This window comes from Micromonospora sp. WMMD712 (assembly GCF_029581295.1).
Taxonomy (GTDB): domain Bacteria; phylum Actinomycetota; class Actinomycetes; order Mycobacteriales; family Micromonosporaceae; genus Micromonospora; species Micromonospora carbonacea.
In genome coordinates, this window is the sequence record NZ_CP120743.1 from 2,641,370 (window position 1) to 2,656,160 (window position 14,791).

The window sequence follows — 14,791 nt, forward strand, 5'->3', positions numbered from 1 at the left end:
CCGTTCGCACGCCGCGCGGCGCGCGCCGCCGGCGATTCCACACCCAGGAGAGGAACGCACCAACCATGACCCGTGACGAGATCACCTCCGGCCTCGCCGAGATCCTCGAAGAGGTCGCCGGGGTGAACCCGGACGACGTGGCCGAGGGCAAGTCCTTCACCGACGACCTCGACGTCGACTCGCTCTCGATGGTGGAGGTCGTGGTCGCCGCCGAGGAGAAGTTCGGCGTCAAGATCCCCGACAACGAGGTGCAGAACCTGAAGACCGTGGGCGACGCCGTCAGCTACATCGAGGCGCAGTCCTGACATGAGTCGTTCCGACGTCGTCGTCACAGGGCTCGGCGCGACCACCCCGTTGGGCGGGGACGTCGCATCGACCTGGGACGCCATGCTCGCCGGCCGCTCCGGGGTGGGTCCGCTCACCCAGGAGTGGGCGGCGCAGCTCCCGGTGCGCATCGCCGCGCAGCTCGCCGTCGACCCGTCCGAGGTGCTGGACAGGGTGAAGATGCGCCGGCTCGACCGCTCCGAGGCCATCGCGATCATCGCCGCCCGGCAGGCCTGGGCGGACGCGGGCCTCGCCGGCTCCGGGCTGGACGGGGAGCGGCTGGCCGTCAGCGTCGGCTCCGGCATCGGCGGGGCCACCACCCTGCTCGCCCAGGACGACATCCTGGAGGCGTCCGGCCCCCGCCGGGTGTCCCCGCACACCATCCCGATGCTGATGCCGAACGGCCCCGCCGCCTGGGTGGGGCTGGAGCTGGGCGCGAAGGCCGGCGTGCACACGGTGGCGAGCGCCTGCGCCACCGGCGCGGAGGCCATCGCCCTCGGGCTGGACATCATCCGCTCCGGCCGGGCCGACGTGGTGGTGGCCGGCGGCACCGAGGCGGTCATCCACGCGCTGCCGATCGCCGGGTTCGCCTCGATGCGGGCCATGTCCACCCGCAACGACGAGCCCGAGCGGGCCTCCCGCCCGTGGGACACCGGCCGCGACGGCTTCGTCCTCGGCGAGGGCGCGGGCGTGCTGGTCCTGGAACGCGCCGAACACGCCGCCGCCCGGGGCGCCCGGGTGTACGCGCGGCTGGCCGGCGCGGGGATCACCTCCGACGCGTACGACATCGTGCAGCCGCACGCGGAGGGCGAGGGCGCGATCCGCGCGATCAAGAAGGCCATCGCGGACGCCGACATCGCCCGTGAGGACATCGTGCACGTCAACGCGCACGCCACCTCGACGCCGGTCGGCGACATGCTGGAGATCGGCGCGCTGCGCGCCGCGCTCGGCGACCACCCGGTGCTCACCGCCACCAAGTCGATGACCGGTCACCTGCTCGGCGCGGCCGGCGCGCTGGAGTCCATCGCCACCATCCTGTCGATCCGCGACGGCGTCGTCCCGCCGACGATCAACCTGGACGACCCGGACGCCGGGCTGGACATGGACGTGGCCGCGCACAAGGCACGGCACCTGGAGATCCCCGCCGCGCTGAACAACGCGTTCGGCTTCGGCGGCCACAACGTGGCACTGGTCTTCACCCGCCCCTGAGGCGCAAGGAAGGGCCCCCTGTTAACGCTTTCCGCATAGCAGGGGGCCCTTCTTAACGCCCCGCCCCGGGGTGACGGTCGGCAGCGGGGTCGCGTCGCTGCGTCCCGGTCGGCGGCGGTCTTCCCGGCATGCGGTCACGACCAGCGGGTTCACGCGATGCTAGCCAGCCGGCAATGAGCGGGAAATCGGTGCTACCTAGCTTTCCCGCATGCCCCCCACAAAAGATCCACTGTCGACGCCGGAAAACGGCGACGACCACACAGCGACAATTGTCGACGACTGCGGACGGCCCGTTCCCGCGCATTCGGTCGGCCGCCGCGCGCTGCTCGCCGCCGCCGGTGCCGCCGCCATCGCCCCGCTCGCGTTCGGCGCTCCGGCCGTCGCCGCCTCCCCCGGCCCGCACGCCCCCAGCGGGAAGCCCGGCCGACGCCCGCAACGCGGGCACTACCTGATCAAGGGTGCCGCGCTGGTCTCCGTCGACCCGGCCATCGGCAACCAGGCCAAGGCCGACATCGAGGTGTGTGACGGGCGGATCGTCCAGGTCGGCCCGAACCTGAAGGCACGCGGCGCGCGGGTCATCGACGCGTCGAAAATGATTGCGATGCCCGGTTTCGTCGAAACCCACTATCACATGTGGAGCGCCCTCGGTCGCAATTTCGTCTCCACCGGATTCGAATACTTCGCGGCGAAGTCGGCAACCGTCGCCGCGTATCAGCCGGACGATTTCTACCACAGCGTGCTGCTCGGCCTCGTCGAGTGCGCGAGCGCGGGCATCACCACCGTCAACAACTGGTCGCACAACGTACGCGGACCGGAGTACGCCGACGCGGAGCTGCACGCCCACGCCGACGGCCTCGTACGGGCGCGCTACTCGTACGGTCACCGGGACGGCCAACCGGCCACCCAGCCGATCGACTTCGCGGACATCGACCGGGTCTCGGCCACGTGGTTCGGCAAGAAGTCGCCGTTCGACGGCCTGGTGCACCTCGGGGTGAACCTGCGCGGGCCCGGCCAGCTGCCGACGTTCCTGGCGGAGATGGCGGAGGTCAGCAAGCGGAAGCTGCCGATCTCGGTGCACTCCGGGCAGGGACCGACCACGGCGGTGCACGCCGCCGACCTGGAGAAGATGGGCTTCCTCGGCCCGGACTTCCTGCTCTGCCACGCGCTGCCGTTCGACGAGGCGGACCGGCAGGCGATGGTACGCACGAACGCGCCGGTCAGCTTCTCCGTCCACTCCGAACTGCGCCTCGGCACCGCCGGTGGGTTCCACGGGCAGCTGCTGCGGATGCTGGCCGCCGGGGTCACCGTCTCGCTGTCGTTCGACGCCAGCTCGCTCGCCCCGATCAACATGTTCGAGTCGATGAACGTAGCCTGGAACCTGGGCATCCCGTGGGTGGGCACGGACACCGCCGACCTGCCGCCGGTGGTGTTCCGGCAGGCGATCGAGATGGCCACGATCAACGGCGCGAAGGCGCTCGGCCTACAGGCGGTGACCGGGTCGATCACCCCCGGCAAGCGGGCCGACATCGTCCTGATCCGGGCGGACGACCTGAACATCGCCCCGATCGGCGACCTGGAGTCGACCGTCGTGCGGTCGGCCACCCCGGCCAACATCGACACCGTGCTGATCGACGGCCGGATCGTGAAACGGAACCGGGAGATGGTCAGCCACGACGCCGGCACGATCGTGCGCAACGCGGCGGCTGCGGCGCACGCCGTCCGTACGCGGGCCGGCGGCATCCTCACCCCGACCAGCCCCACCCCGCCCCGGTTCTGAGCGCTGCCGCCGTGCACCCGACCGTGACCGGGTGCACGGCGGCACCGGCTTCGGATCCCCGGGCGCAGCCGGGAGAGCTAGGGGCGGTTGCGGGGGTGCCGGCGCGCCTGCCGTTCGTTGCCCCGGCGGTAGTTGCCCGTCCACCTGGCCATCACCAGCTGCGGGTCGTCGTCGACCTCGGCGAGGAACTGCGCCGCCCGGCCGCCCCGCAGCGTCCCGGCGACCCGCCCGTGGTGCGTGATCACCACCGTGCCGTCCGCCCGTTCGGCGTACGCGAATCCCTGTGCCTCTGCCACGCCCGGCACCCTCGCACCCCCGCCGCCACCGCGCATCCGATTTCGGCTACGGCGGCGCACGCGGCGCGCCGCGGCGGTGCACGCGGCGCACCCGGGGGCACTGCCGGAGGAAGGGGCCGGAGGAGGGGGCTCGGGTGCGGTCAGGCGGGGGTGCGGAGGTCGGCGACGAAGGCGCGCCAGGCCGACGGGGCGAAGGTGAGGGTGCCGGCGTCGCGGGCCTTGGAGTCGCGCACCAGCACGACGCCCGGCAGGTTGTCGGCGACCTCGACGCAGTTTCCGCCGTTGGTGTTGCTGCGGGTGGCGGTGCGCCAGCGGGGGTGGTGGGTGCTCACAGCTCGTTCACCTGCTTCAGGATCAGGTCTCTCGACCGGTCGCGCGGCAGGGCGACCGCACGCACAGCTTCCCACGCCCGCGCCAGCGCGGAAACCCGCTTCGGGTCGGCGAGCACCCGCCCCTCCAACTGGTCCTCCAGGAACGCCAGGTGCTCGCCGCCGGCCGCCTCGGCGAGCGTGAACGGGCCGGACTGGCCCAGGTAGGGGCCCGCGTCGCAGGGCACGACGTGGATCAGCACCCGGGGCCGCAGCCCCACCTCGGCGAGGTGCAGGAGCTGCTCCTTGAGCACCGCCGGCTCGCCCCGGCGCAGCGCCGCCTCGTCGACGACGAACGTGGTCAGCGGCGGCTCCTTGCGGTCGAGCAGCGCCTGCCGCTCCAGCCGGAAGGCGACGTGCTCCTCCACCTTCTCGGGCACGAACAGGCCGCTGGCGAGGGCCGCGCGGGCGTACGCCTCGGTCTGGAGCAGCCCCGGGATGATGATCGGCTCGAAGCAGCGCAGCGAGGTGGCCTCCCGTTCCACCTCCGCCCACGGGCGGAACCAGCCGGGCTGGGCGTCCCGGCGCGCCTCGACGGCCATCCGGGCGATCAGGTCGCCGGTGCCCAGCAGCTCGTCGAGCCGGCGGGCCGTGTCGGGCTGCGGGACGCGCCGCCCCGTCTCGAACATCGCGATCAGCGAGCCGGAGACGTGCACCGCCTCGGCGACCTGGTCCTGGGTCAGCCCCCGCTTGCCCCGCTCGTGCTTCAGCACGAGGGCGAGATACGCGCTCACTCCTCACCACTCCTCACTGATGGTTCCACGTCGATCACGCTGTGCACCGTACTCCCGGCGGTCCTGTTTGTCCGGCCCGACCCGGTCCAGGGTGGAACCACGCGGTCCGGCTGGTGGAGGCGATGCCCGGCGGCCGGGCCAGCGCGGGCCGCCCCGCACCCCCCTTGCGGGGCGGCCCTCCCCCACCGACGAGGAGGCAGGCGCGTGGCAGAGCACCGACGCGACGGCGACCGACGCCGGCCGCACCCGCCCCTGCGCCCGCTGTGGCTGTGCCGGGCGTGCCTGGCCCCGTGGCCCTGTCCGCAGGCCCGCGACGACCTGCTGGCCGCCTACGCCGGGGACCGCGTCGGGCTGTGCCTGTTCCTGGCCTGGCGGATGTTCGACGCCGCCGAGGACCTGCGGGCGCTGCACCCGGAGAACCCGCCGCCGACCAGCGAGCTGTTCCGCCGCTTCCTACGCTGGGCCCGCCGCCGCAGTTGAGGCGGCGTCGGCCGGCGCACCCACAGCCCGGAAGCGAACGCGCGGCTCGCGTTGCCCCGACCGATCCAGTTGAGGCGGGTCGGCCGCAGGCTGGAGGTCGCAGATCGACCCACGCGCAGCAACAGGGCAGGCGGCGTGTCGAAACCAACGATGATCGTCTGCTGAATATCGAGACGAACGGCGGCGTGTCGTCTCCATGCACGACAGACGATCATGGCCGGACTGGACGTGACCCCGCGAGGAGACGCAGGCCGGCTGGCAGCCTCCTCAGTCGCGGCGATCTTGCACTTGCGGCCCCAGCAAAAGGGGCGAAACACCCATTCGCGGGGCCCAAAGTGCAAGATCGCCGCGGGGGCGGGGCGGGAGGGCGGGGCGTTGGGTGCTGGGGTCGGGGGTGCTCGTCTAGGGTGAGGTTCGCCGAGATCGCGCTAGGAGCATGCCGTGGAAGCGACCGAGATCCGCAAGCTCGCCGCTCTGGAGGACACCCACTGGTGGTACCGGGAGCGGCGGGTCCTGCTGGCCCGGGCGCTGCGCCGGCTGGCCGCCGCCGGCCACGTCCCCGGGCGGGCGCTCGACGTCGGCGCGGCGGGCGGCGGCAACACGCGGGTGCTGCGCGCGCACGGCTGGCGGCCGGTGGCGCTGGAATACAGCGCGGAGGGCGCCGGGGTGGCCCGGGAACGCGGGCTCGACGTGATCCGGGCCGACGCCCGGCATCTGCCGCTGCCGTCGGCGAGCCTGGGCCTGGTCACCGCGTTCGACATCCTGGAGCACTTCGACGAGGACCACCTGGCCGCCGCCGAGATCCGCCGCACGCTGCGGCCCGGGGGCGTGGCGCTGATCGCCGTGCCGGCCGACATGGCGCTGTGGTCGGCACACGACGTAGCGGTCGGCCACGTCCGCCGCTACGACCGGGCGTCGCTACGGGCCGTGGTGGAGAAGGCCGGGCTGGTCGTCGACGAGCTGTGGAGCTGGAACGTGCTGCTGCGCCCGGTCGCGGCGTGGCGGCGGCGCTCGTCCACCGGCAGCGACCTGAACGAGCTGAACCCGCTGGTCAACCTGGGGTTGCGGGCTGTCGTCACCGCCGAGCGGCACCTGCCGGTGCGGGCGCTGCCGGGGGTGTCGCTGATGCTGCGCGCCCACCGCCCCGCCACCGCCTGACCGCACCACACCACGCCACCAGGCCGCACCACCACCGCCACCGCCTGACCGCACCACACCACGCCACCAGGCCGCACCACACACCGACACCGCCAGGCCGCCGACCACACCACGCCACCAGGCCGCACCACACCGCCACCGCCTGACCGCACCGCACCGCCCCGCCGCCCGGTGGCCGTACCGCCGGCCCCGCCGACGACTCACCGTCACGCGCACCGCCCTGCCACCGACCAGCCTGACCACCCACCGTTACCATCCATCGGCCCGTCCGGGGTGGACCGGGCGGTGTGGACGACCACGGGGGATGTGCGAGCGGTGTTGCGACGGATCGGGGCGGCCCTGCTGGCCGTCCTCTGCACGGTGCCGGCGGCGGGCTGCGCCGACGACGGGACGCGCGCGGCGGCGGGCGGCGGCCCGTCGCCGGTGGTGACGGGCCCACCCTGGTACGACGAGGTGGCCCCCGCCGAGGCCGGCGTCACCGTCGGCGCGCCGGGCAGCCCGTGCGAGCTGCCGGTCACGTTCTCGCTGCCGGCCGGGTGGACCCCCGAGGCGGTGGCGCAGGAGGCCACGATCACGCTGGGCGGGGCCCGGCTGCGCTGCGAGGTCGACGCGAAGCCCGCCGGCAGTGTGGGCTTCCTGCGGGTGTGGGCGGCCGACGGGTCCACCGGGGACGGCCGCGCCACGCTGGAGGGGTTCCTCGCCGACTACGGCCGGGTCAGCGAGATCGAGTACCGGCGGGTGCCGGGCGGCCCGCTGGAGCTGACGGAGGCTACGTTCCTGCAACGCAGCGAGTTCAGTGGCCCGAACCGGCAGCGGGCGCTGGTGGCGGACACCCCGGCCGGCGGGCCGGTGCTGCTGACCCTCGGCGGGATGGACACCGACGAGTTCGAGGCGATGTTCCCGGCCTACCGGCTGGCGACGCGGACGCTCCAGGTCAACTGACCGCCGGGGCCGTCGGGACCGCCGGGTTCCCCGGGACCGCAGGAGCCGCCGGGACCGCAGGGGCCGCAGGGCTCCCCGGGATCACCGGGACCGCCTCGCGGGCCAGCACGACCGCGCCGAGCAGCGCGGCGTCGTCGGCGAAGCCGGAGAGCACCACCTCCGGCCGGTACGGCAGCACGGCGGCGAGCCGCTCGACGAGCAGACCACGGATCAGGTCGCTGCCGGCCACCCCGCCGACCAGCACCACCCGCTGCGGGTCGACCAGCAGGCAGCAGGTGACCAGGTGGCGGGCCAGCTCGTCGACGCGGGCGGTCAGCGCGTCCCGGGCCGGGCCGGGCGAGGCGGCGGCGGCGGCCAGCCCGGCGGCCGACCCGGGCACGCCGAGGTCGTCGGCGAGCCGGTCCAGCGCCCGGCCGGAGAAGTCCAGCTCCAGCATGGTGCCGGGCCAGGGGCCGCCGGCCACGGCGTACCCGATCTCGCCGGCCGCCCCGTGGTGGCCGGGCAGCACGGCCCCGCGCACGGTGAGCGCCGCCGCGACGCCGGTGCCGATGCCGACGACCAGGCCGGGGTCGGCGTCGCGGAGCGCGCCGAGGCGCAGCTCGGCCAGGGCGGCGGCGTTCAGGTCGTTGTCGACGGCGACGACGGGCGCGCCGAGCCGGTCGCGCACCGCGTCGGCCAGCCGCAGCCGGTCCCAGCCGGGCACGTTCGGGGCCAGGTCGATGCCGTCGGGCCGGACCACCCCGGGCGAGGCGACGCCCGCCGCCGCGAGCGGCCCGCCGGCCTGCCCCACCAGCTTCGCGGCCAACTCCAGGGCGCGGTCCAGGGCCTGCGGGGCACCCCGTTCGGCGTACGTGGGCACCCGCTCGCGGGCCAGCAGCCGGCCCGCCGCGTCGGCGACCCCGACGGCCATCTTGGTGCCGCCGAAGTCGATGCCGAGCAGCACGCCGTCGTCGCCGGTCACCCGCGCGTCGCCGGTCACCTCCGCGTCGCCGGTGCGCGGGGCGGGCGGGGTGGCGGGGCCGTCCAGCCGCAGGTTCACGGGCCGGTCCCCTCGGTCGTGGTGGCGCGCGCGCTCACCGGGCGGCCCGTTCGGCGGCGACGGCGTCGAGCGCCTCGTCGGCGGTGGCGAGCCGGGCCCGTACGGCGGCGAGCCGGCCGGCGACGGTGTCGAACCGGCTGCGCAGCGCGGCCACCTGGTTGCGGACGGCGCACCGTCCGGGGCCGTCGACCTGCGCCCGGTCGAGCACCAGCTCGGGGCGGACGGCGGCCGCGAGCAGGTCGGCGACCGCGTCGTCGTCGAGCCGGTCGGTGATGCCCTGCGCCGCCGCCCGGACCCCCTCGGCGGTCCAGGTGTCGGGCGCGCCGGCGCGGACCAGCCGGCCGACGACCGAGTGGGCCGCGCGGAACGGCACGCCGTGCCGGGTCAGCGCGTCCGCGGCGGCGGTCGTGGTGGCCCCGGAGGCGACGATCTCCTCCGCCGACGGGGGCTCCAGCGGCTCGATCTCGGCGAGGAAGCCGCCGAGCAGGGCGAAGAACCGGTCGGTGCGGTCGTTGCTCTCCCAGAGCCGCACCTGCACGTCGGTGGTGGCGTTGTTGGAGTCCTCCCACCAGGCCGCGCCGACGTTGTTGAGCACACTCGCGGCGTCGGCGGCGGTGGCCCCGGCGTACGAGACGAGGTGTTCCAGCACCACCGGGTTGCGTTTCTGCGGCATGATGCTGCTGCCCTGGGTGAAGTCGCCGGGGGTGGTCACCCAGCGCCAGCTCAGCCAGTCCATCAGGGTGCGGGCCAGCCGCGCCCCGGTGGCGAGGGCCTGCGCGTTGAGCGTGCCGACCCGCACCAGGTGGTCCGCGCCGGCCACCGCCTCGTACGAGTTGACGACCAGGCCGGCGAAGCCGAGCAGCTCGGCCACCCGGGCCGGGTCGATGTCCAGGTCGGTGCCGGCGAACGCGCAGGAGCCCAGCGGCGAGACGTTGAGCGCGTCGATCAGGTCGGCGTACGCGGCGGCCTCGCCGGCGAGGGCCTCGGCGTACCCGGCGAGGGCGTGGCCGATCGTGGTGGGCTGGGCGGGCCGGCGGTGGGTGTAGCCGGTGATCACCACCTCGGCGTACCGGTCGGCGGCGGCCAGGGCGGTGGCCCCGGTGGCGAGCACCCGGTCGAGGACGCCGACGAGCTGGTCGCGCAGCAGGATCCGGAACACCCCGGCGTCGAGGTCGTTGCGGCTGCGGGCCATCTGCACGTCCAGCTCGGACGCCGGCACGCCGCACGCGGCGGCCAGCCGCTTCTCCAGCAGGTAGTACGTGTCCTCGAAGGTGCCGTCGAACGGCGGCGCGGCGCTGGTGTCGGCACGCAGCTCCGCCAGCCCGCGCAGCAGCCGGGCGCCCCGCTCGGCGGGGATCAGCCCCTGCTCGGTCAGCATCACCACGTGCGCCTGGCTGGCCCGCACCATCGCCGGGAAGAGCCGCCCGACGTGGTGGTCGTACGTGGGCCGCAGGTGGTGCCGCTGGTAGGTGGTCAGCGCGGGTGTGCTCATCAGGGTCTCTGCTTCCTTCCGGTGCCGGGCGCGAACGCGGGCCGGGCGCGACGCCGCTCGCCGCGCCCGGGACGTCAGCCGGTCGTGGTGTCCAGGCCGAGCAGGCGCTCGGCGTTGCCGGCGAAGATCGCACGCAGGTGGTCGTCGGGCAGGCCCAGCTCGTGGCAGACGCGGAGCTGGTCGTCGAGGTAGCGGGTGACGTAGCCGCGCGGGAACCACGACGAGTCGCTGCCGTAGACAATGCGGTGCGGGCCGATGGTCTCGTAGCAGCGCCGGAACAGGTCCTCCAGCGTCAGCTTGTAGGGCATCCAGCGCACCCACTGGTTGGAGCCGGACGTGTCGACGTGGATGTTCGGGCAGCCCCAGGCGGCGAAGAGCAGGTCCTGCACGTGCTGGACGCCGAAGTGCGGCACCACCACGGCCAGCTCGGGGGAGCGCCGGGCCATCCGGGCCAGCTCGTCGGGGCCGCCGTGCCGGCCGAAGCTCAGCCCGCCCGCGCTGCCGTAGTGCCCGATGTGGATCAGCACGGGCACGCCGAGGCGCTGGGCGGTGGCCCAGAGCGGGTCGAGGTCGGCGTGGTCGAGGGGGCCGCGCAGCAGCGGGGCGAACAGCTTCAGCCCGCGCAGGCCGCGTTCGGTGACGGCGCGTTCCAGCTCGGCGGCGGCCCCCGGGGAGTACGGGTCGTGGTGGGCGAGGCCGAGCAGCAGGTCGGGGTGGCGGTCGACGACGTCGGCGACGGTGTCGTTGCCGCCGCCGGTGACGAACACGGCCCGCCGCACGTTCACCCGGCGCAGCTCCTCGGCCCACCGGTCCGCCTCGTCCTCCCAGCGCGGGGCCGGGGGCTCCGGGTCGGCGAAGGCCCACGCCCGCCGCCACTTCGCCGCGTACGGGGCGGAGCCGGCGGCGCGGACGGCCCGCTCGTGCCCCCCGCCGGGGTGCATCCCGGCGGCGTGCTCGCACGCCTGGATCGTCGGGTCGGCGGCGATGCGGAAGTGCAGGTGGAAGTCGACGATGTCGAGTCCCCGGTCGACGGTCACGATCCCCCCTCCGGAGGCAGCGGCCCGACGCCGGGCGGCGAGTCCGGCAGCGGGTCGGCGGTGGGCGGGGCGGGCGGGGCGGCGGCCACCCAGGCGGCGACGACCTCCCGCAGCCGCGTCCCGGCCAGCTCGCGCACCCGCCGGCCGGCGGGCTCGTCGGCCAGCGACACGTGCCCGGACCAGCCCTGCCACGGGTCGGGCCGGGACTCCACCAGCACGTACGGGTGGGTCACCGGCAGCTTCGGCTTCGGCGGGAGGTCGTCGACCGCGCCGAGCCGGACCGCGCCGGGGTCGAACCCGAGCACCCCGGACGTCTCGTACGCGCCGCCGTGGCCGCGGGAGACCTGCGGCCCGTACAGCTCGGTGGTCTCGGCGGGGGTGACGAGCTGGAACCAGTTGACCAGCAGCAGGCTCGCGGTGCGCCGGCCGGACACCCACTCCATCGCGGCCCGGACGGTGGACATGTTGGCGTCGTGCCCGTTGACGATCAGCAGCCGGGGGAAGCCGGCCGCCACGATGCCCTCGATCACGTCGGCGAGGTAGCCGACGGCGACCTCCGGGCGGATCGCCACGGTGCCGGGCCACGGCCGGGTCTGGCCGGGGCAGGCGGCGTACGCGACGGCGGGGAAGAGCACCCCGCGCGGGCCCGCCGCCGGGGGCGCGGCCCCGTCCGGGGTCCCGCCGCCGGACGGGGCCGCGCCGTCTGCGGAGGCCTGCGCGCTCTCGGCGGCGAAGCCCTCGGCGAGGATCAGGTCGGTGCCCAGCGGCAGGTGCGGGCCGTGCCACTCGACCGCGCCGACCGGCAGCACCGCGAAGTCGGCCGCGGCGGCGACCGCCGCCAGCTCCCCGCCGGGGACCCGGGCGACCGGGACCAGCCCGCCGTGGGCGAGCCACTCGGCCACGTGGCCGCCGGCCGGTGTCGTCGTCACGCCGTCCATCGCGCCGCCTCCCGGGTCGAGCGCCGGCCGCCCTCCAGGCGGCCGGAGACCACCATCACCACGAAGATCAGGACCACCTGGAGCATGCCGTACGCGGCGGCGGTGCCGACCTCGAACGAGTACATCCGGTTGTTGATCTCCACGGAGATGGGCGCGGTCTCCGAGGTGTAGATGAGCACCGAGGCGACGAACTCGCCGACCCCGTGCACGAAGGCGAGCAGCGCGCCGGCCAGCACGCCCGGCAGCATCAGCCGCAGGGTGACCGTGCGGAACGCCCGCCACCAGGACGCCCCGAGGTTGCGGGCGGCCTCCTCCAGCGACGGGTCGAGCTGCGCCAGGGCGGCCGAGCTGGAGCGGAACACCAGCGGCAGGAACCGCACGAAGTACGCCAGCGGCATGATCCAGAAGGTGCCGATGAGCACCTGCCCGAAGCTGAACGCGTTGCCGGTGCTGAACGCCGAGATCAGGTTGATCGCCACCACCGTGCCGGGCAGCGCCCAGGCCAGCATGACCGCCACGTCCAGCAGGCCCCGGCCGCGGAAGTCCAGCCGGCGCACCGCGTACGCGATGAGCACGCCGACCACGACGCAGGCGACGGTGGCGATGAGGCTCATCTTGAGCGAGTTGAGGATCGGCTGGAACGCCCTCGGCTCCGCGAAGATCGTGACGAAGTTCTGCGTCGTGTACCGCGCCGGGATCACCTCGGTGGTCCACGAGCCGTCCCGGGAGAACGCCACCAGGGCGATCGTCGCCACCGGCGCGAGCAGCACGGCCGTGGCCAGCAGGGACGCGGCCAGGGCGAGCCAGCGGCCGAGCGGATTGGTGATCTCCCGCCGGTGGGCGGCGACGCCCTTGGACTGGGAGCGGTAGCTGCGCCGCCCCTCGTACCAGCGCATGCCGAGCAGGAACAGCACCGAGACGACGCCGAGCACCGACGCGTAGGTCGACGCCATCGGCAGGTCGCCGTTGGTGCGGTTGATGTAGATCTGCATGGTCATCGTCTGGTCCACCCCGAACAGCAGCGGGGCGGTGTACGACGCCAGCGACGTCATGAACACCAGCAGCGACGCCGACACCAGCGCCGGGGTGAGCATCGGCAGCAGCACGGTGCGCCACACCCGCACCCGCCCGGCGCCCAGGTTGTAGGCGGCCTCCTCCACCGACGGGTCCATCCCGCCGAGGGCGGCGGACGCGGAGAGGTAGAAGTACGGGTACATGGTGAACGTGTGCACCACCAGCACCCCGGCGATGCCGCTGAACGGCAGCACCGGGTTCTCCGCGCCGAAGAGCTGTTGCAGGCCGCGCGGCAGGATGCCGGTCTCGCTGTAGAGGAGCTGGAACGAGATCGCCCCGATCAGCGGCGGCAGGGCCGCCGGCACCAGGATGATCGCCTCGATCAGCTTGCGGCCGGGAAACGAGAAGCGCTTGAGCAGGAACGCCATCGCCACGCCGACGATCCCGCAGAGCAGCACGCTGGCCGCCGAGATGATCAGCGAGGTGACCAGCGACGACCGGGCCACCCCGTCGCCGGTGAGGAAGCTGCCGTAGTTCTCCACCCCGTCCACGCCGACGCTCTCGGCGAAGGTGGCGAACATGGGCTGCACGACGTACCCGAAGAGCACCAGCGCGAGCGGGAAGACCAGCACGTAGGGGAACCAGCGGGAGCCGGCGCCCCCGGCGAACCGGTCGGCCAGCCGGCGGCGCGGTCCCGGCGGCGGCGTCGGCTCCTTCGTGGCCGGGGCGACGGTGGCCGGGCCCGGGGCGGCGGGGATGGTGGTCACGGACGCACCACCCACATCCGGTCCCGGTTGAGCCGCAGCCCGACCTGGTCGCCGACGGCGATGCCGGCCGGCACGTCGACGGCGGCCACCTGCATCCGCTCGCCGGCGGTGTCGACCACCAGGTTGGTGGCCATCCCGGTGAACTCCAGCTCGACGATCCGGCCGGGCAGCGCGCCCGCCTCCGTGGTGGAGGTCAGGCCGATGTGCTCGGGGCGCACCGACACCTGGGCGGTCCCGCCCTGGCGCAGCCCGTGGTCGGCCGGGGCCGGCACGTCGATCTCGCCGCCGCCGGGCAGCCCCACCGTCACGGTCCGCTCCGTGCCGCCCAGCACCGGCAGGGTGAGCACGTTGCTGCGCCCGATGAACCGGGCCACGAAGCTGGTCGCCGGGCGGTGGTAGATCTCCTGCGGCGCGCCGATCTGCTGCACCCGGCCCGCCTGCATGACCGCGATCCGGTCCGACATGGCCATCGCCTCGGCCTGGTCGTGGGTGACGTAGATGCCGGTGGTGCCGGCCTCCTGCTGGATGCGGCGGATCTCCGTGCGGGTCTCCTCGCGCAGCTTCGCGTCGAGGTTGGACAGCGGCTCGTCGAGCAGCAGCGTCTTCGGCCGGATCACCAGGGCGCGGGCCAGGGCCACCCGCTGCTGCTGGCCGCCGGAGAGCTCGTCGATGCGCCGGTCGCCGTACCCGGCGAGGTGCACCTGGCCGAGGGCCTCCTCGACGCGCCGCTTCGACTCGGCGCGGCCGACCTTGCGGATCTTCAGCCCGTACGCGACGTTCTGCGCGACGGACAGGTGCGGGAAGAGCGCGTAGTTCTGGAACACCATGCCGGTGTCGCGCTTGTTCGGCGGACGCCGGGTGACGTCCTCCGTGCCGAACCGGATCCGGCCGGAGGTGGGGAAGTAGAACCCGGCCACCATGCGCAGGGTGGTGGTCTTGCCGCAGCCGCTCGGGCCGAGCAGGGTGAAGAACTCCCCGGCGGCGATGGTGATGTCGACGTCGGCCACGGCGGCGGTGTCGCCGCCGCGCGCGAAGCGCTTGCTCACCGACTCCAGCGTGACATCGATCATGGCGTCCTCTCCTGTGGTGACTGGGTGGTCCCGGGGCGGCCGCTGTGCAAGGAAGGGCCCCCTGTTAACGCCTGCGGTAGAGAAGGGTCCCCTTCTCACCCCCGCTGGGCAGGGCCCGGCACACGCCGCGCCCGCCCCGGTGCCGC

Annotated in this window: 15 protein-coding genes; 6 read left to right on the forward strand and 9 right to left on the reverse strand. The window is 74.4% G+C overall.

Annotation, left to right across the window (positions count from 1 at the left end; all coding sequences use genetic code 11):
• Nucleotides 1-65 precede the first annotated feature (65 nt).
• From O7633_RS11070 to O7633_RS11080, 3 genes are all read left to right on the forward strand, one after another.
• Nucleotides 66-305 (forward strand): acyl carrier protein, encoded by a 240-nt coding sequence (locus tag O7633_RS11070; protein WP_074474691.1) that lies wholly within the window; start codon nt 66-68, stop codon nt 303-305.
• A gap of 1 nt (nt 306) precedes the next feature.
• Complete coding sequence (fabF, locus tag O7633_RS11075) at nt 307-1,533, forward strand: beta-ketoacyl-ACP synthase II (protein ID WP_178065997.1); 1,227 nt, start codon at nt 307-309, stop codon at nt 1,531-1,533.
• A gap of 208 nt (nt 1,534-1,741) precedes the next feature.
• Nucleotides 1,742-3,310, forward strand: a complete 1,569-nt coding sequence (locus tag O7633_RS11080; RefSeq protein WP_282327693.1) for an amidohydrolase family protein — start codon at nt 1,742-1,744, stop codon at nt 3,308-3,310.
• A 77-nt stretch (nt 3,311-3,387) separates the two neighbouring features.
• On the opposite strand, the gene O7633_RS11085 is transcribed toward O7633_RS11080, so the two are convergent.
• The 3 genes from O7633_RS11085 to O7633_RS11095 form a co-directional block, all read right to left on the reverse strand.
• On the reverse strand, nt 3,388-3,606 hold the full coding sequence (locus O7633_RS11085; protein ID WP_043969263.1) for a hypothetical protein: 219 nt from the start codon (nt 3,604-3,606) through the stop codon (nt 3,388-3,390).
• A 140-nt stretch (nt 3,607-3,746) separates the two neighbouring features.
• On the reverse strand, nt 3,747-3,938 hold the full coding sequence (locus O7633_RS11090; protein ID WP_282327694.1) for a DUF397 domain-containing protein: 192 nt from the start codon (nt 3,936-3,938) through the stop codon (nt 3,747-3,749).
• Entirely contained in the window at nt 3,935-4,708 is a 774-nt protein-coding gene (locus tag O7633_RS11095; RefSeq protein ID WP_282327695.1) for a helix-turn-helix transcriptional regulator, read from the reverse strand. Before O7633_RS11095 ends, O7633_RS11090 begins: the two co-directional genes overlap by 4 nt.
• A 204-nt stretch (nt 4,709-4,912) precedes the next feature.
• Between O7633_RS11095 and O7633_RS11100 the strand changes: the two genes are divergently transcribed.
• From O7633_RS11100 to O7633_RS11110, 3 genes are all read left to right on the forward strand, one after another.
• Nucleotides 4,913-5,188: a hypothetical protein gene (locus tag O7633_RS11100; RefSeq protein ID WP_282327696.1), complete on the forward strand. Its 276-nt coding sequence runs from the start codon at nt 4,913-4,915 to the stop codon at nt 5,186-5,188.
• 441 nt (nt 5,189-5,629) lie between these two features.
• Entirely contained in the window at nt 5,630-6,346 is a 717-nt protein-coding gene (locus tag O7633_RS11105; RefSeq protein ID WP_074474688.1) for a class I SAM-dependent methyltransferase, read from the forward strand.
• Nucleotides 6,347-6,661: 315 nt separating this feature from the next.
• A complete protein-coding gene (locus O7633_RS11110) occupies nt 6,662-7,288 on the forward strand; it encodes a lipoprotein (RefSeq protein ID WP_282327697.1) in 627 nt (208 codons plus the stop codon).
• On the opposite strand, the gene O7633_RS11115 is transcribed toward O7633_RS11110, so the two are convergent.
• The 6 genes from O7633_RS11115 to O7633_RS11140 form a co-directional block, all read right to left on the reverse strand.
• Nucleotides 7,281-8,327, reverse strand: coding sequence for an ROK family protein (locus O7633_RS11115; RefSeq protein ID WP_282327698.1), 1,047 nt, complete (start codon nt 8,325-8,327; stop codon nt 7,281-7,283). The two genes, O7633_RS11110 and O7633_RS11115, sit on opposite strands and share 8 nt — an antisense overlap.
• 34 nt (nt 8,328-8,361) lie before the next feature.
• Nucleotides 8,362-9,819 carry a lyase family protein gene (locus O7633_RS11120; protein WP_282327699.1) on the reverse strand — a complete coding sequence of 486 codons (1,458 nt, stop codon included), beginning with the start codon at nt 9,817-9,819 and terminating at the stop codon, nt 8,362-8,364.
• Nucleotides 9,820-9,893: 74 nt separating this feature from the next.
• Nucleotides 9,894-10,856 (reverse strand): amidohydrolase family protein, encoded by a 963-nt coding sequence (locus O7633_RS11125; protein ID WP_282327700.1) that lies wholly within the window; start codon nt 10,854-10,856, stop codon nt 9,894-9,896.
• Nucleotides 10,853-11,785, reverse strand: a complete 933-nt coding sequence (locus tag O7633_RS11130) for a creatininase family protein (RefSeq protein ID WP_282327701.1) — start codon at nt 11,783-11,785, stop codon at nt 10,853-10,855. Before O7633_RS11130 ends, O7633_RS11125 begins: the two co-directional genes overlap by 4 nt.
• On the reverse strand, nt 11,782-13,575 hold the full coding sequence (locus tag O7633_RS11135; protein ID WP_282327702.1) for an iron ABC transporter permease: 1,794 nt from the start codon (nt 13,573-13,575) through the stop codon (nt 11,782-11,784). Before O7633_RS11135 ends, O7633_RS11130 begins: the two co-directional genes overlap by 4 nt.
• On the reverse strand, nt 13,572-14,645 hold the full coding sequence (locus O7633_RS11140; RefSeq protein WP_282327703.1) for an ABC transporter ATP-binding protein: 1,074 nt from the start codon (nt 14,643-14,645) through the stop codon (nt 13,572-13,574). Before O7633_RS11140 ends, O7633_RS11135 begins: the two co-directional genes overlap by 4 nt.
• Nucleotides 14,646-14,791 lie beyond the last annotated feature (146 nt).